This window comes from Campylobacter sp. 2457A (assembly GCF_020135895.1).
GTDB lineage: Bacteria > Campylobacterota > Campylobacteria > Campylobacterales > Campylobacteraceae > Campylobacter_D > Campylobacter_D taeniopygiae.
In genome coordinates this window covers 22788-46282 of the sequence record NZ_JACHTO010000010.1, presented here as the reverse complement: position 1 = coordinate 46282, position 23495 = coordinate 22788, and the positions used below count along the sequence as shown (strand labels likewise).

The window sequence follows — 23495 nt, the reverse complement described above, 5'->3', positions numbered from 1 at the left end:
TTATTTATTTTAGCAAAAAGCAATTTAACCTAGCCTTTAATCAAACATAATGCCAATTGCTAAAATAATAATGCAAAAAGCACTTATTTTATTTAATTTATTTAAATGTTTATTCATAAAAATTTTAAAAAAACTTCCACCTAAAGCATATAAATTTAATGAACAAAATTCGATCAATAAAATCATGCTAGTTAAAAACAGCACACTAGTATGAAATCTTAAAAATGAAGGCAATATCGATAAAATAAAAATCCAAGTTTTTGGATTTGTAATCGAAGTAATAAAACCTTGAAAAACTAGAGAAAATTTAGCCTTTTTGGTGATTTTAGTTTCATGAATTTTAGCATGAGATTTAATCAAATTAAAAGCCACATAAAAAAGATACAAGGCTCCAAATATTTTAAAAATTTTAAATAAATTGGCATGTTGAGAAATAAAATTTGCACCAAAAGCACAGCAAATAACAATAATAGCCAAGCCGAATAATTCCCCAATCATCATCCATAAAACATTTTTATAACCCAAAGAAAGGCCTAGAGAAAAAGCAAGGTTCATGCATAAACCTGGGAGTAAAGAAACACTCGCAAAAGTAAAGATAAATAACAAATAATCCATTTTATTGTTTTGTTTTAGAATCAAAAAGCTCTTCTATATACTTACTTCTTTCATCTTTCAAACTAGAATTCATTTCTTGTTTGATTTCCTTTTGTGTTTCGATTTTACTATTTTCATCACTAAAATATAAATAGTCTATTCCAAAAATAACACCTACGATGATCAACAAAGGGATTAAAAATATCATTTTTCACCTTTTTTAAATTTTATTAAAAATACTACCGTAATATTTTATATTTTCAGCTTTTTCATTTTTTTCTATTGTTTCTATCGCGCCACTATCTATAGCTTTTTGCATATCCTCATCCAAATCCTGATAAGAAAAAACCATATTAATGCTGATTATATTTGGCAATTGTTCTAGCATTTTATAAGAATTTAATTCATCTTCTAATTTTTCACTTTCAATCACAACTATAATTTTTTCATTTTCACAAAGCTCTACTGAACAAAAAGGAATTTCAGAAATAGCTTTTTTTAAATCATCTACAAATTCTTCTTTTGCCGTAATTAAAACACTAGAAAGATTATTCATCAATACTCCTAAATATTATGGTATCCCCAAAACCTGAAATGATAAAATCTTTATTATTTAAAAAAATAATAAATTCACTCATCAAATTTTTATTATTAAAAGTTTTAATAGTTTTAAAATCATCCGTGTTAAAAACTTCGCTAATTCCAGCTTCATTATCGCTATAAACTGCTAATTCTCCATTAGGACTTAAAGCACAAGCATAAATTAAAAAATCTTTTTGTAAAAATCTTTGCTCTTTGTTTTTTATAATCCCTACACGCCTATCCGTTCCACAACTTAAAATAACATTATTTTTAAAATCTACTTGATAAATATTATCTTTATGTATTTTATCATAGTTTTTCAGTATTTTCCAATTTTTCAAATCAAAAAGCTTGACTTCTCCACTCTCAAAACCTGCAACTAGTTTATTTTTGTCTTCGCTTAACATCACATCATTAAGACTAGAATAAGAAAAATTAAAATTTTTTATATGATTTAAATTTTTATCAATCAATTCTATTTCAGAACCAATGGAGATTAAAAGGTAAGTATCCTCATCGATAAAAAATGCTTTTATTATGCTACTTTCTTCAAGTTTCTTTGTTTGCAAACTCTCTTTATAAAAACTTAAATTTTTAGAGCCAAAATCACCCTCGCTGAGTATTAAAAGTTTGTTTTTTAAAATATCAAAATTATAAATTTTGGCAAATTCATCGCCATAATAATTTTTAATTTTTGGAAAAGATAAAAGCTCTTTCAAACTTTTATCTTTAATATTATATAGTAAAATTTCACCTTTATCAGTGCCTATATATAAGTTTTGCTTATCAAGTTTTAAAGCTGTTATATTTGAATTTATTTTCAGCTCATAAGCATAAGAGGAAACGCAAAAAAGACACAAAATAAAAAGAAATTTTTTCATTTTATTGTTTTATTTTACACCCTCATTAATCACATCGATCAAATTTGAATGACTTTTCAATTTTTCATTTTTAAATTCAGGTTTAAAACTATTACCCACTAAAGGTTTAGCATCGCTTTGTGGCACATGACATTGAGTACAATTAAAACGCGCATCGCTGATGTTATCTTTAGTGCTTTTATTGTGTCTAAAATCATAATAATGACTTGCTGGAAGTGGAGTTGCACCCACATCTTTAGCGATAGATTTATCATGACAGCTTAAGCAGGTATTATTATCCTTTGTAATAGGAAGCATATCTGCAATCGCATGTGGAATAAGAGGTGGAGCATTTTCATAAGATCTTTCAAAACGAGTCGATTCTCCAGGTTGCAAATTGGTATAATTTGCTTCCACTAAGGAAACTTTATTTTCATTTTCCAAACTTACTTTTCTAAGTCCAATTTGTTCAGAACTCAATCCATTATTAACCCCGCATGCAACCAAAAAAAGAGTTGCCGCAGCTGAAAGTAAAATAATTTTCTTTTTCATCAATTTTTCCTTAAATCAAAAATATTAAAATTTAAAGCATTATCATTACAAACTTCTATACACCTACCGCATCTTATACATTCTCCCGAAGTTACTTTCGCATCTTCTCTTCCAATCATCCATAAAACTTGTTTTTCTGGACAAATTCCAACACAATGATAACATTTCGTACAATTTTGACTTTTATGCTGAATTTTTAGCAAAGCAAAACGAGAGATTAAAGCATAAAAAGCACCCAAAGGGCAAATATGAGAACAAATCGCCCTAGGACTTAAAAAAGCATCTATGCAAAAAATTACAAAAGCGATAAATATCCAAGAAGTAGTACCAAAAATAATTCCTCTATGTACAATCCCTATATAAGAAAAACTTTCAAAGATAGGCAAAGACAATGCAAAAGAAAGAATTAAAACCAAAAATAAAACATAATAGCGAAATTTTTTATTTAAAATTAAAAATTTACTATTCTTAAATCCAAATTTAGAACGAATAAAAGCAGCAAAATCTGTGATTAAATTTATAGGACACACCCAAGAACAAAAAGCCCTACCTAAAAAAATTCCATAAAGAATTGCAATGATTATAGCGCCAAATAATGCAGTCAAATCAACACTCAAACTCGCTAAAAAAATTTGCAAAATGGCAAAAGGATCGCTTAAAGGTATAGTGTTAAAAAGTTTAGAAGAACTTAAATCTCCTTTTAAAATAAAATCCGTTGCCTTAAAACCAAAAAGAGATAAAATTCCTATTTGAACTATGCGTCTAGCAATCAAATATTTCATAAATTATCTCCTTCATTAAGATAATTTTGCACTTTTTTAGCGTCAAAGTGTTTAGAAGAATTGGCATTTTTTAAACGTTTTTCATCATCTTTATCCCAGCCTTTTACATAATGACTTGAATCTTTTCCTAAGATAAATTCACGCGGTAATACACGGATAGAAGGCGTTTGAGTAACACAAACTTTTTCACAAATTCCACAACCCACGCAAACATCATTATCAACAACAGGGATTAAAAAGGCATGTTTTGCTGTCCTTTCGTTTCTTTTATACTCTAATTTTAAAGCCTTATCGATCAAAGGACAAGCCCTTTGACAAGCGTCACATTGCAAACCCCAAAAAGCAATACAAGCTGAAGAATCCACAACCGCAACACCCATTTTTAAAGACTCTATCCCTTGATCTAAATGTTTTTTATCTAAGGCATCCGTTGGACATTCCTTTATACAAGGAATGTCCTCGCAAAGATGACAAGGAATTTCTCTAGCTTTAAAAAAAGGTGTGCCTGTCTTTGGTTCATCTAATAAATCAGCAAGTTTTAAAGTATCCCAAGGACAGGCTTTAACACAAAGCCCGCAACGGATACATTTACTTAAAAATCTTTCTTTATTTTCAGCTCCAGGTGGAAGTAAATAAAAATCATCTCTAGCCTTTAATTTTATATTAGCTAAAAATCCTCCCGCTGTGCAAAGACAAGCACCCTTAAAAATAAAGCTAAAAAACTCTCTTCGTCCCTTCATTTTTATCAACCCTTAGATTAAGCCTTGTAAATTTTTACCGCACATTTTTTATAATCGGTTTGTTTTGAAAGTGGGCAAGTAGCATCTAAAGTAACTTTATTGATGTACACATTTTCATCAAACCAAGGAACATATACAAGACCTACTGGCGGTTTATTTCTTCCTCTCATATCAACTCTTGCTTTTACTTTACCACGACGTGACTCTATCCAAACCAAATCATCTTGTTTTAAACCTAATTTTTCTCCATCTTTTTCACTCATATAACAAAGTGCTTCAGGAACAGCTCTATAAAGCTCTGGAACACGCATAGTCATCGTTCCACTATGCCAATGCTCTAAAACCCTACCCGTTGCTAACCAGAATGGATACTCTTTATCAGGTCTTTCTGGAGCTTTCATAAATGGTCTAAAGAAAATTTTTGCTTTATTTTTAATACTATGTGGTTTTTCATCAATCGGAGCTTTTAGATCACCATTTGCTAACATTTTATCAAATCCACCATAGAAAGCAAAATCAGAATTTGGAGAAGCTTTTTTAGCATAGTAATCAAATTTAGTATTAAATCTCCATTGAGTTTCTTTGCCATTAACAACTGGCCATCTTAAACCCCTTACTTTATGGTAAGTATCAAATTCAGCCAAATCATGTCCGTGACCTAAACCAAATTTTCTATACTCTTCCCAAAGATATTTTTGAACAAAGAAGCCATAACCTTTAAATTCTTTTCCATCGCTGCCTTCGATTTTTCTTTCATCTCCGTTAGCATCGGTATTATCAAAACCTTTAGCGATTGGATCATTTGTTTTAAAGCTTCTTGCTTCTTTATTGGCAAATAATACATCAAATAAAGTATTATCCTCGCTATATCCCATAGCTTTTGCTTCTTCTAAGACGCTTGGTAAAGTGAGTTTATCATCAACTTTTTGCTCTTTCCAAACTTCTTTAAGTTTAAATCTTTTTGCAAATTCAAAAATTTGCCAAGTATCACTCATAGCAGCACCTACTGGTAAAACTTGTTGTCTCCAATGTTGAGTTCTTCTTTCAGCATTTCCATAAGCACCCCATTTTTCATAAATCATAGCACTTGGTAAAATAAGATCGGCTACTTTTGCTGAAATTCCTGGATAACAATCACTCACAACGATGAAATTATCCATATCTCTAGCAGCTTTAATCCAGTGATTTGCATTAGCAGTATTTTGCCATGGGTTATTTACTTGAACCCAAATAAATTTAATTTTACCATCCTCTAAATCTCTCATAATTCCAACAAAAGGAGACCCTGGTTTTGGATTGATCGTTTTAGCTGGAACTTTCCATATTTTTTCTGAAATTTCTCTATGTTTTGGATTTGCCACAACCATATCCGCAGGCAAACGATGTGAAAAAGTTCCCACTTCTCTTGCTGTTCCACAAGCACTTGGTTGTCCAGTTAAAGAAAAGGCTCCAGAACCTGGTTTTGCTTGTTTTCCAAGTAATAAATGTACCATATAAGCTTGTTCATTAACCCAAGAACCACGAGTATGTTGGTTAAAGCCCATAGTCCAAAAACTTACTATCTTGCGATTTTTTTCTATGTATAATTTTGCTAATTGCTCAAGTTTCTTCTTAAAGTCTTCTAAAGATTCATCATCATCGCCTTTAGCAACTTTTGCTGTATATTCAAGTGTATAAGGAGCTAAACCTTTTTTAAATTCTTCAAAAGAGATTTCCCAGTTTTTATCCGCTACACCTTGATGTTTCATATGGAATTTATCACCCTTTTTTACTCCAAGATATGCTAAGGAAGTCGCTTCCTCATCATCTAAAGTGATTACATTTTCTTTTTCAACTGTATCTTTTTCACTGGCTTTAAATTTAGGGTGATTTGGATTATTTCTCATACCATAGCCGATATCGGCATAGCCTGTTGCAAAAACACAATGCTTGTTGATAAATTCTTTATCCATTGCTTCTGGATGATTATAAACGATTTCTCTTGCAATATAGTTCCATATTGCTAAATCGGTATTTGGTTTAAAAATAATTTCTATATCAGCAATATTTGAAGTTCTATTTGAATAGGTACTTAAATTAACAACCTTAACTTTATCAAGATTGCTTAATTTTCTATCACTTACCCTAGACCACAAAATAGGATGCATTTCTGCCATATTAGCACCCCAAGTAACGATAGTATCTGTAAGCTCTATATCATCATAACAACCTGATGGCTCATCCACGCCAAAAGTTTGCATAAAACCTACAACCGCTGAAGCCATACAATGTCTTGCATTTGGATCGATATTATTTGTTCTAAAACCAGCTTTTGCAAGTTTTAAAGCTGCATAACCTTCCTGAATAGTATATTGACCACTACCAAAAATACCTACGCCACTTACGCCTAATTCATTATAAGCTTTTTTAAATTGTTTTTCCATTTCATCAAAGGCTCTTTTCCAAGAAACTTGTTGAAATTTACCTTTTTTATCAAATTCACCTTTATCATTGACACGCATTAAAGGCATAACAAGGCGATCTTCTCCGTACATAATTTTAGCATTAAAATATCCTTTGATACAGTTAAGACCACGATTAACTGGGGCTTCTGGATCTCCCTTTGTAGCGACTATTTTGCCATCTTTTCTAGCTATCATAATTCCACAGCCTGTTCCGCAAAATCTACAAACGGCTTTATCCCATTTCCAATTCTCTTCTTGCTTAGCAAGCATAGAAGTTGGCACGCTCAATCCTGCTACACTAGCAGCACTTGCAATAGCGGTATTTTTAATAAAATCCCTTCTATTCATATACTATTCTCCTTTTAAAAAAATAAAAAGTCGGCTAATTATAGCAGTTAAATGTAAATTTTGTTTTATTTTTTCAAGCAAAGATAATAATTTTAAATATCTATTTTATAGCATTTTTAAAAGAAATTTTTACAAAAAATAAATAATATAAAACAATAAAAAAATACCCTAAAGGTTGCATCTGTACCAAAAAAGAAAAAAATATATTTTAAAAGATTAGTTGTTTATAAATGGTCACAAAAGCTTGTGACCAAAATATTTAGATTAATGACAACCACAACCACCGCAACCGCAGCTATTGAAAAAAGAATCAAGTTTAGATATATCAGGCATTTCTGTGATTTCATTGACTAATTCTTTATAAGCGATTTTTCCATCTTTAATCACAAATACAGCACGAGCTAAAAGACCTTCTAATGCGGTATCTTCGATTAAAACTCCATATTTTTCACCAAATTCTTTAGAAACAAAATCACTAGCTACGGTTAAATTTTCTATACCTTCTGTGCTGCAAAATCTTCCCATAGCAAAAGGTAAATCCATACTCACTATAATAACTTCTGCTCCGTTATAACTTGCTACTTTTTTATTAAAATCTCTAGCTTCTGTAGCACATACTGGAGTATCAAGGCTTGGTACGCTTAAAATAATTTGAGTTTTTCCAGCTGCACCGATTTCAACCAAACTTAAATCTTTTGCTTTTAAGCTTAATTTTGGTGCTTGATCTCCAACTTCTAAAGCATTTCCTTTAAGCTTTACTGGACTTCCTTTAAAATTAACTGAACTCATAATATTCTCCTTTATTTATAGTTTAAAACATTGAAATTATGTTTTAAGAGTAATTATATCTTATGAATACTAATATTTTTTTAAAATCAAAGTTTCTCCGCTTTGCAAAGTCCAGCTTCTATTAAGAAACATGAAGGAGCAAAAGAGGTTTTTTTATTTTTATCATATTTTGCATAACTAAGATAAAGTATATTTCTTGCTCTAGTGACTGCAACATAAAAAAGTCTTCTTTCTTCTTCTAAGCTTCCACCCATCCCCATAAGCTTTTGATTAGGAAAACGACCTTGTGCAAGATCCACCACAAAAACAAGATCAAATTCTAAACCTTTGCTTGCATGAACACTCAATAAGCTAACCCCTTTTTCGCTGCCCATTTCACTAGCACCTAAGGTTAAAAAATTGTAATATTTATAAATATCACTATAGTTTTTAGCAAGCTCTCTTAAGACGTTTAATTTGCCTTCTATTTTTTCTAAATTTTCAGCTTTTCTTGTTAAATCAACCTGCCCTGCTTTATTTGTTGCTCTTTTAATAGCGAGTTCTTCGCAAATTTCTCTATAAAAAGAATTTTGGCAAATTAATTTTACCAAAGCTAAAGAGTGTTTAATCTCCATAGCTTCTTTTAAAAAAAAATAAATTTTTTCTAAATTTTTAGCACACAGATCATTGATTTTTGAAATTTTTAAAATAGGATGAGTATTAAATTCACTCTGTAAATTAAAACGTTTTTCATCTAATAATTCATCCAAATCTCCAAAAAGACCGAGTTGATAATTTCTTTTTTGATGATTTTGCAAATTCACGTTTTTATCAGGTTCTAAAAAACCTTTGATTAAATTTCCATGTCCTAATTTCAAAAGTGCATCAAAAATTTCTTTTGCTAATACCCCGCCAACTCCTTTTGTGTATTGGATAAGATGGATAAAAGCCATGATATCTTTTGGATTAATCACTAAAGCTAAAATTGCGTTAAAAGCTTTAACCTCTAAACTTTCAAAAAAACTTCCACTACCTTTTCTAGTACTAGCAATCCCTTGCTCTCTTAAAGCTACCTCAATCCCATCAGCGCTTGAATTGTTTCTAAAAATAACTGCAATTTCTTCTAAATTTACTCCACTTGTAAATATCATTTTAGCGATATTTTTATATTGATCAAACAATTCTTCAAAAGTCAATAAAGTTGGTGCTTTAAATTCATCTTTTCTTGTAACAACCAATTCTTTAGGATAAAGTCTTTCGTTGTTTAAAATCACTTTGTTTGCCAAAGCTAAAATGCTTCTTGAAGAACGATAGTTTTTATTTAAAGAAAATATTTTTGCATCCTTAAAACGCTCTTTAAAACTCCCGATAATATTAATATCTGCTCCATTAAAAGCATAAATACTTTGATCATAATCACCCACACAAAATAAACTTTTACTTTTAAAAGATTCAATTAAGGAGCTTTGCAAAGTATTTGTGTCTTGATATTCATCCACTAAAATTTCATCAAATTCATATTGTTTTTCTTTTAAAAGTTCTTTTAAATTTAAAAGTAAGTCGTTAAAATCAACATAATTAAAACGTTTTTTTTCATTTTCGTATTCTTTAAAAATATCTTCATAAATTTCAGCATATATACTTTGTTCTTCATAATTTTTACAAAACCAAGTAAAAAAATCTTGATCATGTGCTTTATTTTGAAACAAAGAATACACATCATATAAATAACTTGCTTGATAAGGTTTTATATCGCTTAAATGTCTAAAAGTTCTTTTTTCATAAACGCTTCTAAGCAAAGTTTTTAATTCACTAGCTTGTTTTAAAATAATATCTTTATTTGCATTTTTTAATAAAGTATAAGCCGTGCTATGAAAAGTTCCTGCAAGAATTTTATTTGTAATGCTTTTATCAAAAAAAATATTTAAACGACTGATCATTTCCTTACTAGCTTTATTGGTAAAAGTTAAAAGCATTATTTTTTGCGGATCAACGCCCTTGCTTAAAAGATAGGATATTCTTGCAACGATAGTAGAAGTCTTTCCTGTACCCGCACTTGCGATTATTAAATTGTGTCCAAAATCAGCGGTTGCAGCTTGATACTGTTCCTCATTTAATCTAGAAAGTGGCATTATACTCCTTGAAAAAAGTTAAAATTATAAAAAAAATTACTTAAAAATACAAAATTTAAATATTCTTTATATTTGATTGTAGTAAAATAAAACAATATTTTTAAAATAAAAAAAGGAAATTAAAAATGAATTTTAAAGTTTTTTCTGTCATTGCTGGAATACTAATCGCCGTAATTTTAATACTTGGAGGAACGTATTATTACCTTTTTGAATACTCAAAACCAAATTATTCTTACACCCCAACAAACAATTATGAAACTAATACACAATCAAATACATATGAGCAAAATTCATATTCTAATCAAATAAATAATAATTATTCAAACAATGCTTATAACACCCCATCTTATCCAAGCTATAATCAAAAACAAGAAAGTAAAGTAGAAAGCAAAATAGACAATAGTACTGCTTTAAACAATCAACAAGAGCAAAACATAAGCAAAGAAGTTGAAAAAAAATCAAGCGAAATCAAAGAACAAAATACAAGTGTGGCAAATAAAACAGAATCAAGCAAAGTAGCAGAAAAAACAGAAAAAAAAGTTGAAAGTAAAAAAGAGATCACAGAAGAAGAGAAAAAAGCAAAAATAGAAGCTTTAAATAAAGAAATAGAAAGACAAAGAAAACTTCTAGAACAAGAAAAAGCTTTAAAAAATAAAACAGGTAAAAATGCTAAAAAACACAAGCTTAGCGTCGCTGAAGAATATTTAACCATCGGAAAAGATAGTCGCTTAGAACCTCAATTAAGCACCGAAGGTATGCAAGTATATATTTTAGATGGAAAATTTTTAAGTGATTATAGAATTAACTTGTTAAAAGAGATATTAGAGCCTATACAAACTAATGCTAAAGATTACAATCTAGCTATTTTTGTAAAAATGCTTCCAAAAGGCGAAATGAAACTAACTGTTTATAATAAAGATATTATATTTTCAGATATGAGAAAAGCTTATAAATATATAAGTGTAGATAGAATCAAACCTTATATGGATAATCCTCAAGAAATTGATAGTCACATCGCACGTGAAGAAAAAATCAAAAAAATCAGTATCCAAATCAAAAAAGAAGGAAAAGGTAGCGAATTTTCTAAGCACATCAAAAGTTTAAAAACGGGTGCTAATTTCGCACAATATTTCTTCCCATTCTGTGAAATGGTAGAAATTTCATCTAAATAATTTTTTATAAAATAAAGGTTATATTTATAATGGTATATAATAAAGAAGTCGAAGAAAAATACTATAAAATTTGCGAAGAACGTGGATATTTTGAAATAGACGGAAATAAATCCATACAAGAAAAAAATAAAAATTTTTGCATCATGATGCCTCCTCCAAATGTAACTGGGGTACTTCATATCGGACATGCTTTAACTTTCACTTTGCAAGATATAATGACTCGTTATAAAAGAATGGATGGTTATAGAGTTCTTTATCAGCCGGGACTTGATCATGCAGGCATTGCCACTCAAAACGTAGTCGAAAAGCAACTTCTTGCACAAGGACTTAAAAAAGAAGAATTAGGTAGAGAAAAATTTATAGAAAAAGTTTGGCAGTGGAAAGAACAAAGTGGCGGTAAAATTTTAGATCAAATGAGAACTTTAGGCATAACTCCAGCTTGGAGTCGCTTACGCTTTACCATGGATGAAGGTTTAGTTAATGCCGTTAAAAAAGCCTTTGTTGAGCTTTACAATAAAAAGCTTATCGTTCGTGGAAATTATATGATCAATTGGTGTACTCATGATGGAGCTTTAAGCGATATTGAGGTCGAATACAAAGAAAACAAAGGAAAACTCTATCATATTAAATATTTTTTAAAAGATAGCGATAAATACTTAGTCGTAGCTACCACTCGTCCAGAAACCTTTTTTGGCGATACAGCGGTTATGATCCATCCAGAAGATGAACGCTACAATAAACTTATAGGAAAAGAAGTGGTTTTACCACTCACTCAAAAAACTATCAAGATTATAGCAGATACCCATGTTGATAAAGAATTTGGAACGGGAGTGGTTAAGGTTACTCCCGCACACGATATAAACGACTATGAAGTTGGTTTAAGACATCAATTAGATTTTATAACTGTTTTTGATGAAAAAGGTATCTTAAACGAACATTGTTTAGAATTTCAAGGTTTAGAGCGTTTAGACGCAAGAGAGAAAATCGTTGCTAAACTTGAAGAACTAGGCTTTATAGAAAAAATAGAAGAATACAATAATCAAGTAGGATATTGTTATCGCTGTAACAATGTCGTTGAACCTTATATTTCAAAACAATGGTTTGTTAAAAAAGAAATCGCCAAAGAAAGTATAGAAAAAGTTGCTTTAGGTGAAAGTAAATTTTATCCAAATCATTGGATCAATAGCTTTAACGCTTGGATGAAAGATTTAAAAGATTGGTGCATTTCAAGACAACTTTGGTGGGGACATCAAATTCCTGTGTATTATTGCGAATGCACGCATGAATGGGCGAGCGAAGATACTCCTGAAATTTGCCCAAAATGCCAAAGTAAAAATTTCAAACAAGATGAGGATGTTTTAGACACTTGGTTTTCTTCTGGACTTTGGGCTATGAGTACTTTAGGCTGGGGTAATGGAAACTGGGGTAAAGATCAAATTTGGTTTGAGGAAGATTTGAAAGAATTTTATCCTAATTCTTTATTGATAACTGGCTTTGATATTTTGTTTTTCTGGGTAGCAAGAATGATGTTTCAAAGCACAAATGCTTTAAACGCTTTACCTTTTAAAGATATTTATTTGCATGCTCTTGTTAAAGATGAACAAGGTAGAAAAATGAGTAAAAGCCTTGGAAATGTGATCGATCCTAATGAAAGCATTAAAGAATATAGTGCGGATATTTTGCGTTTTACCTTAGCTTTACTTGCCATACAAGGAAGGGATATCAAACTTAGCAACGATAAACTTTTGCAAGTTAGAAACTTTACTAACAAAATCGTAAATGCAGCAAATTATTTACTTTTAAATGAAAGCAAATTTGAGGATTTAGAACACATTAGTTTAGAATCAAAACTTGCAAAATACATTTTTTCAAAATTTCAAAATTGCGTTAAAAATGTTAGAGAAAATTTGGACAATTATCGCTTCAATGATGCTGCAAATACAATTTATAAATTTTTCTGGGATGATTTTTGCGATTGGGGAATAGAACTTAGCAAAGCTGAAAAATCAAGCGTAAAAGAGCTTGGAAGTATTTTTAAAGAAGCGTTAAAACTCTTAAATCCTTTTATGCCTTTTATCAGCGAATTTTTATATCACGAGCTTAGCAATACAAGCTTAGAAACTAGCCCTTCCATCATGATCGCGCAATATCCTAAAATCGTTTTACAAAATGAAAATGATATAGAAAACACCTTTTCTTTATTGATCGAAAGCATTGTAAGCATACGAAGAGCTAAAAGCCTTATTGATTTAGGAAATTCCAAAATAGAAAAAGCCTATATCAAGCTTAACAATCCTATTTTTGAAAAAGAATTAAACTCATCTATTGTATTTATAAAAACTTTAGCAAAATGTGAAAATATAGAATTTACAAATCAGAAATTAGAAAAAGCAATTTGCGATGTCAGCGATAATTTAGAAATTTTTATCACACTTGATAATGTCGATCTTAGCGGGATTATATCAAGACTTGAAAACCAAAAAGCCAAACTTGAAAAAGAAATCGCTAAGATAAATTCAATGCTTAGTAATGAAAAATTTGTAGCCAACGCCCCTAAAGAAGTCGTAGAGCAAAATAAAAATTCTTTATCAAATTTGCAAATACAACTTGAAAAAATATCCGCCGAACTTGCTAATTTAAGAGGTTAAAATTTGATAAAGATAAAAAATTTAAAAAAATATTACGGAAAAGAACTTGTCATCAATGATGTTTCCCTAGAAATCAACAAAGGTGAAATTTATGCCATCGTTGGACATAGTGGAGCTGGAAAATCAACTCTTTTAAGATGCATCAACGGACTTGAAGATTATCAAAAAGGAAATTTAAAAGTCTTAGGTGAAGAGATTAAAGATTTAAAGCAAAAAGATCCTAAAAAACTTAGAATGCTAAGAAAAGATATAGGAATGATATTTCAAAATTTTGCTCTCATGGAAAGAAAAAATATATTTGAAAATATCGCTATGCCACTTAGAACACATTTTTCTCAATGTAAAATTCATTCTAAAATTTTCAACAAAGAATACATGAGCGAAAAAGAAATCAATGAAAAAGTGCATTCTTTGCTTGAAATTGTAGGTCTTAAGCATAAATTTAACGCTTATCCAAAAGAATTAAGCGGAGGACAAAAACAAAGAGTAGCCATTGCTAGAGCTTTAACCTTAAATCCAAAAATTCTACTCAGCGATGAAGCAACTTCGGCTTTAGATCCTAATACCACTAAAAATATCTTAGAGCTTATCAGCAAAATCAATGCTGAATTTGGAATTACTGTGGTTTTGGTAACTCATGAAATGGATGTGGTAAAAGATATAGCACAAAAGGCGCTTTTACTAGAACAAGGTAAGATTATAGGAAGTGGCGCTATTGATGAGCTTTTCTTAAAACCCAATCAAAAAATGAAAGAGTTTTTAGGCGAAAGCGACTTTTTACCTTCACATGGATTAAATATAAAATTATACTTTCCTAAAGAAGTGGTTGAAAATACAATCATTACTCATATGGCTAGAACTTTGAATATAGATTTTAATATAGTTTGGGGAAAAATAGAAAAATTAAACGGCAAAGCCTTAGGAAATTTAGTGATTAATATCGATCATAAAGATAAAGATAAAGTGCTTAACTATATAGAAAAAAACGGTGTATTGTGGGAGTTTGCATCATGAATGAAGAAAATTTCTTGAATGCTTTTTTTGGTAGAATATCGCAATTTGTTTCTGAAATTTCTTGGAAAGATATAAAAGAAGTTGTGACAGATTCTATTCTTACTTTTCCTCAAAATTATGATCTTATCTTAAAACCCGCACTAAATGAAACCATCTATATGAGTTTAATGTCTGTATTTTTTGGCTTTATTTTGGCTATTATCCCTGCGATATTACTTGCAATTTGGGATAAAAATGGCATCAAACAAAATAAATTTGCTTATTCTATTTTAGATTTTATTATTAATATTTTAAGAGCCTTTCCTTTCTTGATCCTTATTGTTATTTTATTGCCTCTTTCTAGAATCATTGTTGGAACGAGCATAGGAACTGATGCGGCAATTGTGCCTTTGACTATTGGCGTGGCTCCTTATTTGGCTAAAACTTTAGAAAGTGCTTTTAAAGAAGTTGATAAAGGGATCATTGAAGCTGCTAAAAGTTATGGGGCAAGCAATGCACAAATCATCTTTAAAGTTATTTTTGTAGAATCTTTGCCTAATATCATCAATGGTTTAACCCTAATTCTAATCTTTACCATAGGCTTTTCAGCTTTAGCCGGAACGGTTGGAGGTGGCGGACTTGGTGACATTGCTATTCGCTATGGATATGAACGATTTAATAAAGAAATCATGATACAAACTGTTATTATTTTACTGATCTTAGTTCAAATCATACAAATTTTAGGCAATCTTTTTTATTCTTGGTCAAAAAATGACAAAAGCTTAAATATTATTTTGTCTTTGATTGTTTTATTTGCCATAAGCATAGTATCAAGTCTAAACAATGAAGAAAACTGTATTTTTCAATTTATAATCTGCTTTTTCTTAATTGTATTGTTTATTTTTACATTTATAAAAAAGAAAAAATTATTTCATAACTTTTAAGCAAAGTATGAATAAAAATTAGATATAAAAATAAATTATTTATCTAAAAAGGAAAAAAATAATGAAAATTAGAATTTTATTGATATCAAGTTTGCTAGGTTTGTTTTTAAATCTCAATGCCCTAGAAACTATCAGCGTTGCTGCTACACCAGTACCTCAAGCTGAAATATTAGAACAAATCAAGCCCGATCTTGAAAAAGAAGGTTATAAACTCGTCATTAAAGAATTCACAGACTATATTTTGCCTAATTTAGCTGTAGATAGTGGTGAAGTTGATGCGAATTTTTTTCAACACACGCCTTATTTAGAAGAATTTAACAAAAATAAAGGCACTAATCTTGTCAAGGTAGCTAGCATCCATCTTGAACCTATGGCTGTTTATTCTAAAAAATATAAAAGTTTAGACAATATCAAAGAAGGATCAAGTATCGCTATACCTAATGATCCTACAAATGAAAGCAGAGCCTTAGATATCATTGCACAAAAATGCTCTTTAAAATTTAAAAACAATGGTTTAAAAACTCCACTTGACATTATAGAAAATCCAAAAAAAATAAAATTTATCGAACTTAAAGCAGCACAATTGCCAAGATCTTTAGGGGATGTAGATTTTGCTGTTATTAATTCTAATTACGCTTTATCGGCTAATTTAAATCCTATTAAGGATAGTATATTTATGGAAGATAAAAACAGCCCCTATGCAAATATTTTAGTTGTTAAAGCTGGACATGAAAACGATCCCAAAATAAAAGCTTTGATTAAAGCTTTGCAAAGCGATAAAGTAAAACAGTTTATTTTAAACAAATATAATGGATCTGTTTTACCTGCTTTTTAATAAAAATATATGATGAAAAATCTATTTTTTATACTTATAGTTTTTGTTAGTCTAAGCAAAGGAGCGAATTTGGAAGAAATCAAACTCGCCCTTGCTAAAGAAATCACCAATAATTTTCCAAAAATCATCATCACTCAAATTGACTTAAGAAGCACTTCCTTGCCTAAAGATTTTAATCAATATCAATTTTTAAGAATAGCTAATGGACGTTTTGAACAATCTCAAGGCTTTTTAAGAGCAGAATTTAATACTCCGCAAAATTTGCAAAAAAATTTATTTTTTCGCTATTTTATCCAAGGAAATTTACAAGTTTTAAAAAGCGAAAGAGCTATAAAAAGAGGACAAAAACTAAGTCCGCTTGATTATAGAACTGTTTTGCTTGATTTTGATAAAGTACCGTCTAATGCTTTAGATGTTGAAGATACAAATAATCTCATCGCTAAAAACAATATCAATAAAAACACTATTTTAAAAGAAAATATGTTTAAAACCCTCGCATTAATCCGCAGAAATGATCCTATAATAGGAATACTAAGAGATGGAAATATAGATGTTTCCATAGAACTTACAGCCTTACAAAGTGCCAACATGGGAGAAAGAATTCGTGCAAAAAATAAAGAAGGTAAAGTGATGCAAGGTATAGTCATAGGAAAAAATAGGATGATTATCCAATGAAAATTTTATTAGGAATTTCAGGATCAAGCAGTGTTTCATTGGGCTTGAGTTTGCTAGAAAATTTAGAAAAAAAATGCGAACTTTATTGTATTATTAGCGAAGGAGCAAAATTAAGCTTTCATGCTGAAAGTAAAAAAGATCTAAAAAAAATATGCGATGAAAAATTTAAAAATACCTATTTTTTATCAGATAGCGATCTAAGTGCTGGTGTCGCTAGTGGTTCTTTTGGGATAGAAAAAACGATCATTGCGCCCTGCTCTATTTCCACTTTGGCAAAAATTCATGCAGGTTTAGCAGACACTCTCTTAACTCGCTGTGCTGCTGTAGCACTTAAAGAAAGAAAAAAACTCATTTTAGGCGTTAGGGAGATGCCTTTTTCTACCATCAATCTAGAACACATGGCCAAATTAAGTCAAATGGGTGTTATTATAGCTCCGCCTGTTATTGCAAGCTATTCAAAGGCTAAAAACTTAAAAGAGATGGAAAATTTTATCATCGGCAAATGGCTTGATTTATTAGAAATTTCTCACAAGCTATATCAAAGATGGAAATAAGCTAAGAATTTTTACTATTTTTTAAGGCTAAATTCATTATATTTTGAATTTTTGGAGTTGTAATGACCTGTTTATATCCTGGAACTTTTGATCCTATTACAAATGGACATTTAGATGTAGTAAGACGCGCTCTTAAAATCTTTGATAAAATCATTATAGCTATTGCAAAGAGCGATCATAAAAAACCTTATTATAGTTTAGAAAAGCGTAAAAAATTAGCAGAACTTGCAATAAAAGATATTTCAAATGTAGAGATCATCACCTTTGATAATTTGCTTGTAGATTTAGCTAAAGAATTTAAGATCAATACCATCATACGCGGACTTAGGGCTGTGAGTGATTTTGAATATGAATTACAAATTGGATACGCAAATCATGCTCTTTGGGATGAGATAGAAACGATTTATTTAATGCCAAGCTTAAAACATGCTTTTATTTCAAGCTCTATAGTGCGTTCTATAGTCACGCATGGAGGCGATGTAAGCTCTTTAGTTCCAAAGGAAATTTTGCCATTTTTAAAGGATAAAACTTGTATGTAGCATTTGAAGGGATTGATTGCGTTGGCAAAAGTACGCAAATTTCACTCTTAAAAGAAATTTATAAAGAAGCTATTTTTACCTTAGAACCAGGTGGAACTGATTTAGGAAAATCTTTAAGAGATATCTTGCTTTATCAAAATTTAAATCTTAAAAAAAGAGCTGAAGTTTTACTTTTTTTAGCTGATCGCGCACAGCATTACGAAGAAGTTATCCATCCAAATAAAGATAAACTTATCATCAGTGATAGAAGTTTTATATCGGGTATGGCTTATGCGGTTGATTTTGATAATGAATTGCTTTTTTCTCTTAATTCTTTTGCGCTTGATCATTTTTTTCCACAAAAAATCATATTTTTAAAAGCGGATGAAAAACTAATCAACCAACGCTTAGGAGAAAAAAAACAAGATGCTATAGAACAACGTGGGATAGAATACTTTTTAAATGTCCAAAATAAGCTAGAAAATATTTTATTCTTCTTAAAAAATAAAATTCAAATAGAAATTTTAAAGCTTGATGCAAACAAAAGTATAGAAGGATTACACACCAAAATAAAGGAATTTTTGCAATGATTAATGCTCTTAAAGGAATGAAAGATCTAACCGATCAAAGTGCTAAATACTATAAAAAAATTATTGAAGTTTGCGAAGATGTTGCCAATAATTACGGTTTTGAATTTATCAATACGCCACATTTAGAGCAAAGCATCCTTTTTAAAAGAAGTGTGGGTGAAAGCTCTGATATAGTGGGCAAAGAAATGTATGAATTTATAGACAAGGGGGGTAATGAAGTTTGCATGCGTCCTGAAGGGACTGCTGGAGCAGTTCGTGCGTATATCGAGAAGAAATTTGATAAAAACATAAACATTAAACGTTGGTTTTATCATGGTTCTATGTTTCGCTATGAAAGGCCGCAAAAGGGACGCTTAAGAGAATTTCATCAATTTGGTGTAGAAAGTTTTGGTATAAGCAGCGTTTATGAAGATGCTAGTATTATTTTAATGTTAGCTGAAATTTTTTCACGCCTTGATATTAAATTTAAGCTCATTATTAATTCTTTAGGCTGCTCAAAATGCCTTCCACCTTACCGAGAAAAACTTATTCATTATCTTGATAATCAAGAAGGATTTTGTGAAGATTGCAAAAGACGCAAAAGCTTAAATCCTATACGCGTTTTAGATTGCAAAAATGAACAATGTCAAAATTTGCTTCATCAAGCTCCACTTTTAGAAAAAAATTTATGTCAATGCTGTTTAGATGATTTTAATCATTTGCAAAGCATTTTAAAAGAAAATGGAATTGATTTTACTTTAGATTCTAAGCTTGTTAGAGGCTTGGATTATTATTCTAAAACAGCTTTTGAATTTATAAGCGATGAAATCGGCGCACAATCAGCCATTGCTGGCGGAGGAAGATACGATAGACTTATAGAATATTTAGGGGGAAAAAGCGGTTTTGGCATAGGTTTTGCCATGGGTATAGAAAGAATTATGGCTATTTTAGAACAAAAGGAAGAAAAATTACAAAGAGAAGGAATTTATCTTTGTTCTTTGGATGAAATTTATATTTCAAAAATTTTTAAAATCGCAACTAAACTTAGAAAAAACTACAAAGTTCTTTTAAGCTATGATGCAAAAAAACTCGCAAAACACTTAGAAAATGCCGATAAAGCTGGAGTTAAAATTTTTCTTTGCATGGGTGAAAATGAATTTAAAAATGAAAGCTTGTTTTATAAAAATTTAGAAAATAAAGATGAAAAAACCATTAAAATTTCAGATTTGGAGCAGTTTTTATGATGGATTATGGGATTAATATTTGGGGGAATGAAAATTTTATTATCAAAAATGGTAAAGTTTGTATCAATCATGAAAAAAAGCCCGCTATTATTGATATCGTAAAAGATTTAAGAAATGATGGTTATAAAGGACCTTTGCTTTTAAGATTTCCACATCTAATCCAAAAACAAATCGAAAGTATTTATGGAAGTTTCAATAAAGCTCGTAAGGAATTTAATTACAAGGGCAAATTTAACGCGGTTTATCCTTTAAAAGTCAATCAATACCCTGGTTTTGTTAAAAATCTTGTTAGACTTGGAAAAAAATACAATTACGGACTCGAAGCTGGCAGCAAAGCTGAACTTCTTTTAGCTATGGCCTTTAACAATGAAGATGCTCCAATAACCGTAAATGGCTTTAAAGATAGAGAACTTATCAATATAGGTTTTATTGCAGCGGAAATGGGACATAATATCACTTTAACCATAGAAGGACTTAACGAACTTGAAGCGATCATTGATATAGCCAAAGAACGCTTTAAGCCTAAGCCAAATATAGGCTTAAGAGTGCGTTTGCATTCTGCTGGTGTTGGAATTTGGGCGAAAAGCGGAGGCATAAATTCCAAATTTGGACTCACTTCAACCGAGCTTATAGAAGCTGTTAATTTACTTAAGAAAAATAAATTGCTAGATCAATTTACCATGATACATTTTCACCTAGGTTCTCAAATTACTGAAATTCATCCTTTAAAAAAAGCCTTAAACGAAGTTGGAAATATCTATACTGAGCTTAGAAAAATGGGGGCAAAAAACTTAAAGTCAATCAATCTTGGCGGTGGTTTAGCTGTTGAGTATTCTCAGTTTAAAAATGAAAATAGCAGAAACTATACACTTAGAGAATACGCAAATGATGTTGTATTTATCCTTAAAAATATCGCAGAACAAAAAAGCGATTTAGAGCCTGATATCTTTATAGAAAGTGGTCGTTTTATCGCAGCAAATCACGCTGTTTTAATCGCTCCTGTTTTAGAACTTTTCTCTCAAGAGTATTCTGAAGATAAACTTTTACTCAAAGAAAAAAATCCAAAGCTTATTGATGAATTATACGATCTTTTCAAAAGCATTAAGCCTTCAAATGCTTTGGAATATTTGCACGATAGTATCGATCATTTAGAAAGTATTTTAACACTTTTTGATTTAGGATATGTGGATTTGCAAGACAGATCCAACGCTGAAATTTTAACACATCTAATCATTAAAAAAGCTATTTTACTTTTAGGAGATAAGCAAAATCCTGCTGATTTATTTGCCATACAAGATGAAGTTCAAGAAAGATATTTGGTGAATTTTTCACTTTTTCAAAGTTTACCTGATTTTTGGGGATTAGAACAAAATTTTCCTATCATGCCTCTTGATCATTTAGATAAAGAGCCAACAAGAAGTGCGAGTATATGGGATATCACTTGCGATAGTGATGGGGAAATTTCATACTCTAAAGACAAACCTTTATTTTTACATGATATTGATGTAGAAAAGGAAAATTATTTCTTAGGCTTTTTTCTTGTAGGAGCTTATCAAGAAGTGCTTGGAATGAAACACAATCTTTTTACCCATCCTACTGAAGCAATTATTAGCATTAATGAAAAAGGCTATGAAATCGAAGGGATTATAGAAGCTCAATCCATACTCGATACACTTGAAGATCTTGATTATGACATCCATGAAATTATGGATATACTCAATGAAAGAATTAGTAATTCAAAATTAGTCAATGAAAAGCAAAAAAAGCATATCCTAGGAGAACTTTACTTATTTTTAAATGATAATGGCTATTTAAAAAGCATCGATGGAAAAGAGGATTAAATTTTAATTTTCTTTTCCAAGTATTACCATTTTTCACGCTTTTTATTTTTTTTGTTTATTTTTTTATCTTCTTGTCTTAAACCATACATTTTTTAGATAGAATAAAATAAAAAACAAAAAAGGAAAAATATATGCTAACTAAAAGATCGCAAGTTTTAGAAGAGTCAATCACTCTAGCCATAGCTTCTCTTGCAAACGAACTAAAAGCTAAAGGCGAAGATATCATTAGTTTTTCAGCCGGAGAGCCTGATTTTGATACCCCCAAAGCTATAAAGAATGCTGCTATTGCTGCTATTGAAAAAGGTTGTGGGAAATATACGGCAGTTCCTGGCATTAAAGAAGTTTTAAAAGCTGTTCAAACTAAATTAAAAAAAGACAATGCTTTAGACTATGAAACAAGTGAAATTGTTGTTAATGTCGGTGCTAAACATTCCCTTTTTCAATGCATAGAATGTTTAGTTGAAAAAGATGATGAAGTTATTATTCCTACGCCTTATTGGGTTAGTTATCCGGAGATGGTTAAATTTGCAGAAGGAAAACCCGTATTTATAGAGGGTTTGGAGAAAAATGGCTTTAAAATCACCGCTGAACAACTTCAAAAAGCCATCACTCCAAAAACAAAAGTTTTAATGCTAAATTCTCCATCAAATCCCATAGGTTCAATTTATAGCAAAAAAGAACTTTTAGAGATCGCTGAAATTCTAAAAAATACAAATATCGTAGTTTTAAGCGATGAAATTTATGAAAAACTTTCTTATGATAATACCGAAATTACAGCATTTGCAAGTTTAAATGAAGACACCTTAAAACGCACTGTAACGATTAATGGGCTTAGTAAATGCGGTGCTATGCCTGGCTGGAGATTTGGTTACATGGCTAGCAAAAATAAAGAATTAATTTCTGCTGTTAAAAGATTGCAAGGGCAAAGTACTTCAAATATTTGCTCGGTTATACAATACGCCGCCATTCCTGCACTTACTGGAGAATGCGATCAAGATATAGAAACCATGCGTCAAGCCTTTGAAAAACGTCGCAATGTAGCCTTAGAGATCTTAGAAAAAATTCCAAATATCAGTTTTTATAAGCCTGAAGGTGCTTTTTATCTTTTTATCAATATCCAAAAAATCGAAAAAGATTCTATGAAATTTTGCAAAAAATTACTCGAAGAAGAAAAAGTAGCCGTCGTTCCAGGGATTGGTTTTGGCATGGATGGATATTTTAGAATTTCTTATGCTACGAGTGAAGATTTGATCAAAAAAGGCCTAGAGAGAATCGCTAAATTTATAAAAAATTACAATTGATTAAATTCATTGCAAATTTAATAAAAATTTATTTTGTTAAATTTGCACTTTAGGTTTTTTAAGAATAGCATTTATCCTTTGGATATTATCTGATTTACTCAAACTAAGTCTTATTATAGAATCTTCCAATCCGCCTAAAGAATGAGGGATATTAGCCTCTAAACTGATCATATCTAAGGTATTTAATTCCAATTTTTGCCCTTGAACCTCAAACCAAATTTTGCCGCTTAAAACTTGAACGTGTATTGCAAATGGAGCTTTATGTTCTCTCATAATGCTATCTTTAGCGAGTAAAATTTGTATTTCTTTGCTTCTTTCATCATCGATTAAAACATTGATTTTAACTTCCTTTGAAAGAAAATTTGTCGTATTCCATTGAGTTATTTTCATCATTTCTCC

At 30.4% G+C, this 23495-nt stretch carries 23 protein-coding genes; 12 read left to right on the top strand and 11 right to left on the bottom strand.

All coding sequences use genetic code 11. From position 1 onward, the window contains the following. Positions 1–36 precede the first annotated feature (36 nt). From H2280_RS04615 to H2280_RS04570, 10 genes are all read right to left on the bottom strand, one after another. Complete coding sequence (locus tag H2280_RS04615) at positions 37–615, bottom strand: LysE family translocator (protein ID WP_137624246.1); 579 nt, start codon at positions 613–615, stop codon at positions 37–39. A gap of 1 nt (position 616) precedes the next feature. Beyond that, positions 617–802, bottom strand: coding sequence for a hypothetical protein (locus H2280_RS04610; protein ID WP_137624247.1), 186 nt, complete (start codon positions 800–802; stop codon positions 617–619). 12 nt (positions 803–814) lie between these two features. Then, a complete protein-coding gene (locus tag H2280_RS04605; protein WP_137624248.1) occupies positions 815–1150 on the bottom strand; it encodes a chaperone NapD in 336 nt (111 codons plus the stop codon). Next, a complete protein-coding gene (locus tag H2280_RS04600) occupies positions 1143–2057 on the bottom strand; it encodes a WD40 repeat domain-containing protein (RefSeq protein ID WP_337215819.1) in 915 nt (304 codons plus the stop codon). The genes H2280_RS04605 and H2280_RS04600 overlap by 8 nt, the downstream gene beginning before the upstream one ends. Positions 2058–2066: 9 nt before the next feature. Continuing rightward, positions 2067–2591 carry a nitrate reductase cytochrome c-type subunit gene (locus H2280_RS04595; protein ID WP_337195674.1) on the bottom strand — a complete coding sequence of 175 codons (525 nt, stop codon included), beginning with the start codon at positions 2589–2591 and terminating at the stop codon, positions 2067–2069. Continuing rightward, complete coding sequence (gene napH, locus H2280_RS04590; protein ID WP_337215818.1) at positions 2588–3370, bottom strand: quinol dehydrogenase ferredoxin subunit NapH; 783 nt, start codon at positions 3368–3370, stop codon at positions 2588–2590. Before napH ends, H2280_RS04595 begins: the two co-directional genes overlap by 4 nt. Further along, entirely contained in the window at positions 3367–4110 is a 744-nt protein-coding gene (gene napG, locus H2280_RS04585; protein WP_337215817.1) for a ferredoxin-type protein NapG, read from the bottom strand. Before napG ends, napH begins: the two co-directional genes overlap by 4 nt. 17 nt (positions 4111–4127) lie before the next feature. Continuing rightward, positions 4128–6902 carry a periplasmic nitrate reductase subunit alpha gene (gene napA, locus H2280_RS04580; RefSeq protein WP_337215816.1) on the bottom strand — a complete coding sequence of 925 codons (2775 nt, stop codon included), beginning with the start codon at positions 6900–6902 and terminating at the stop codon, positions 4128–4130. 264 nt (positions 6903–7166) lie between these two features. Next, positions 7167–7691: a thiol peroxidase gene (gene tpx / locus H2280_RS04575; RefSeq protein ID WP_137624254.1), complete on the bottom strand. Its 525-nt coding sequence runs from the start codon at positions 7689–7691 to the stop codon at positions 7167–7169. An 86-nt stretch (positions 7692–7777) separates the two neighbouring features. Further along, positions 7778–9802 carry an ATP-dependent helicase gene (locus tag H2280_RS04570; protein WP_337215815.1) on the bottom strand — a complete coding sequence of 675 codons (2025 nt, stop codon included), beginning with the start codon at positions 9800–9802 and terminating at the stop codon, positions 7778–7780. A 125-nt stretch (positions 9803–9927) separates the two neighbouring features. Here H2280_RS04570 and H2280_RS04565 point away from each other — a divergent pair, with 125 nt between their 5' ends. From H2280_RS04565 to H2280_RS04510, 12 genes are all read left to right on the top strand, one after another. Further along, positions 9928–10974: a hypothetical protein gene (locus H2280_RS04565; RefSeq protein ID WP_337215814.1), complete on the top strand. Its 1047-nt coding sequence runs from the start codon at positions 9928–9930 to the stop codon at positions 10972–10974. 29 nt (positions 10975–11003) lie between these two features. Then, positions 11004–13622 (top strand): valine--tRNA ligase, encoded by a 2619-nt coding sequence (locus tag H2280_RS04560; protein WP_337215813.1) that lies wholly within the window; start codon positions 11004–11006, stop codon positions 13620–13622. 3 nt (positions 13623–13625) lie between these two features. After that, complete coding sequence (locus H2280_RS04555) at positions 13626–14636, top strand: methionine ABC transporter ATP-binding protein (RefSeq protein ID WP_337215812.1); 1011 nt, start codon at positions 13626–13628, stop codon at positions 14634–14636. Beyond that, entirely contained in the window at positions 14633–15559 is a 927-nt protein-coding gene (locus H2280_RS04550; protein WP_337215811.1) for a methionine ABC transporter permease, read from the top strand. The genes H2280_RS04555 and H2280_RS04550 overlap by 4 nt, the downstream gene beginning before the upstream one ends. Before the next feature lie 61 nt (positions 15560–15620). Further along, complete coding sequence (locus H2280_RS04545; protein WP_337215810.1) at positions 15621–16394, top strand: MetQ/NlpA family ABC transporter substrate-binding protein; 774 nt, start codon at positions 15621–15623, stop codon at positions 16392–16394. A gap of 12 nt (positions 16395–16406) precedes the next feature. Then, positions 16407–17069, top strand: a complete 663-nt coding sequence (flgA, locus tag H2280_RS04540; protein WP_337215809.1) for a flagellar basal body P-ring formation chaperone FlgA — start codon at positions 16407–16409, stop codon at positions 17067–17069. After that, entirely contained in the window at positions 17066–17623 is a 558-nt protein-coding gene (locus H2280_RS04535; RefSeq protein WP_137624262.1) for a UbiX family flavin prenyltransferase, read from the top strand. The genes flgA and H2280_RS04535 overlap by 4 nt, the downstream gene beginning before the upstream one ends. Positions 17624–17685: 62 nt before the next feature. After that, the gene (gene coaD / locus H2280_RS04530) at positions 17686–18162 is read left to right on the top strand and encodes a pantetheine-phosphate adenylyltransferase (RefSeq protein ID WP_137624263.1); all 477 of its coding nucleotides are present in this window, start codon (positions 17686–17688) and stop codon (positions 18160–18162) included. Continuing rightward, entirely contained in the window at positions 18153–18731 is a 579-nt protein-coding gene (gene tmk / locus H2280_RS04525) for a dTMP kinase (protein ID WP_337215808.1), read from the top strand. The genes coaD and tmk overlap by 10 nt, the downstream gene beginning before the upstream one ends. Then, complete coding sequence (hisS, locus tag H2280_RS04520; RefSeq protein ID WP_337215807.1) at positions 18728–19954, top strand: histidine--tRNA ligase; 1227 nt, start codon at positions 18728–18730, stop codon at positions 19952–19954. The genes tmk and hisS overlap by 4 nt, the downstream gene beginning before the upstream one ends. Further along, positions 19951–21795 carry a biosynthetic arginine decarboxylase gene (speA, locus tag H2280_RS04515; RefSeq protein WP_337195687.1) on the top strand — a complete coding sequence of 615 codons (1845 nt, stop codon included), beginning with the start codon at positions 19951–19953 and terminating at the stop codon, positions 21793–21795. Before hisS ends, speA begins: the two co-directional genes overlap by 4 nt. Before the next feature lie 131 nt (positions 21796–21926). Further along, positions 21927–23096, top strand: a complete 1170-nt coding sequence (locus H2280_RS04510) for a pyridoxal phosphate-dependent aminotransferase (RefSeq protein ID WP_337215806.1) — start codon at positions 21927–21929, stop codon at positions 23094–23096. Positions 23097–23132: 36 nt separating this feature from the next. On the opposite strand, the gene H2280_RS04505 is transcribed toward H2280_RS04510, so the two are convergent. Next, positions 23133–23486, bottom strand: coding sequence for a cupin domain-containing protein (locus H2280_RS04505; RefSeq protein ID WP_137621541.1), 354 nt, complete (start codon positions 23484–23486; stop codon positions 23133–23135). Positions 23487–23495 lie beyond the last annotated feature (9 nt).

Coding starts and splice junctions, on each gene's coding strand:
- H2280_RS04615 (WP_137624246.1), bottom strand. CDS start 615: ATGGATTATTTGTTATTTATCTTTACTTTTGCGAGTGTTTCTTTACTC.
- H2280_RS04610 (WP_137624247.1), bottom strand. CDS start 802: ATGATATTTTTAATCCCTTTGTTGATCATCGTAGGTGTTATTTTTGGA.
- H2280_RS04605 (WP_137624248.1), bottom strand. CDS start 1,150: ATGAATAATCTTTCTAGTGTTTTAATTACGGCAAAAGAAGAATTTGTA.
- H2280_RS04600 (WP_337215819.1), bottom strand. CDS start 2,057: ATGAAAAAATTTCTTTTTATTTTGTGTCTTTTTTGCGTTTCCTCTTAT.
- napH (WP_337215818.1), bottom strand. CDS start 3,370: ATGAAATATTTGATTGCTAGACGCATAGTTCAAATAGGAATTTTATCT.
- napG (WP_337215817.1), bottom strand. CDS start 4,110: ATGAAGGGACGAAGAGAGTTTTTTAGCTTTATTTTTAAGGGTGCTTGT.
- napA (WP_337215816.1), bottom strand. CDS start 6,902: ATGAATAGAAGGGATTTTATTAAAAATACCGCTATTGCAAGTGCTGCT.
- tpx (WP_137624254.1), bottom strand. CDS start 7,691: ATGAGTTCAGTTAATTTTAAAGGAAGTCCAGTAAAGCTTAAAGGAAAT.
- H2280_RS04570 (WP_337215815.1), bottom strand. CDS start 9,802: ATGCCACTTTCTAGATTAAATGAGGAACAGTATCAAGCTGCAACCGCT.
- H2280_RS04565 (WP_337215814.1), top strand. CDS start 9,928: ATGAATTTTAAAGTTTTTTCTGTCATTGCTGGAATACTAATCGCCGTA.
- H2280_RS04560 (WP_337215813.1), top strand. CDS start 11,004: ATGGTATATAATAAAGAAGTCGAAGAAAAATACTATAAAATTTGCGAA.
- H2280_RS04550 (WP_337215811.1), top strand. CDS start 14,633: ATGAATGAAGAAAATTTCTTGAATGCTTTTTTTGGTAGAATATCGCAA.
- H2280_RS04545 (WP_337215810.1), top strand. CDS start 15,621: ATGAAAATTAGAATTTTATTGATATCAAGTTTGCTAGGTTTGTTTTTA.
- flgA (WP_337215809.1), top strand. CDS start 16,407: ATGAAAAATCTATTTTTTATACTTATAGTTTTTGTTAGTCTAAGCAAA.
- H2280_RS04535 (WP_137624262.1), top strand. CDS start 17,066: ATGAAAATTTTATTAGGAATTTCAGGATCAAGCAGTGTTTCATTGGGC.
- coaD (WP_137624263.1), top strand. CDS start 17,686: ATGACCTGTTTATATCCTGGAACTTTTGATCCTATTACAAATGGACAT.
- hisS (WP_337215807.1), top strand. CDS start 18,728: ATGATTAATGCTCTTAAAGGAATGAAAGATCTAACCGATCAAAGTGCT.
- speA (WP_337195687.1), top strand. CDS start 19,951: ATGATGGATTATGGGATTAATATTTGGGGGAATGAAAATTTTATTATC.
- H2280_RS04510 (WP_337215806.1), top strand. CDS start 21,927: ATGCTAACTAAAAGATCGCAAGTTTTAGAAGAGTCAATCACTCTAGCC.
- H2280_RS04505 (WP_137621541.1), bottom strand. CDS start 23,486: ATGAAAATAACTCAATGGAATACGACAAATTTTCTTTCAAAGGAAGTT.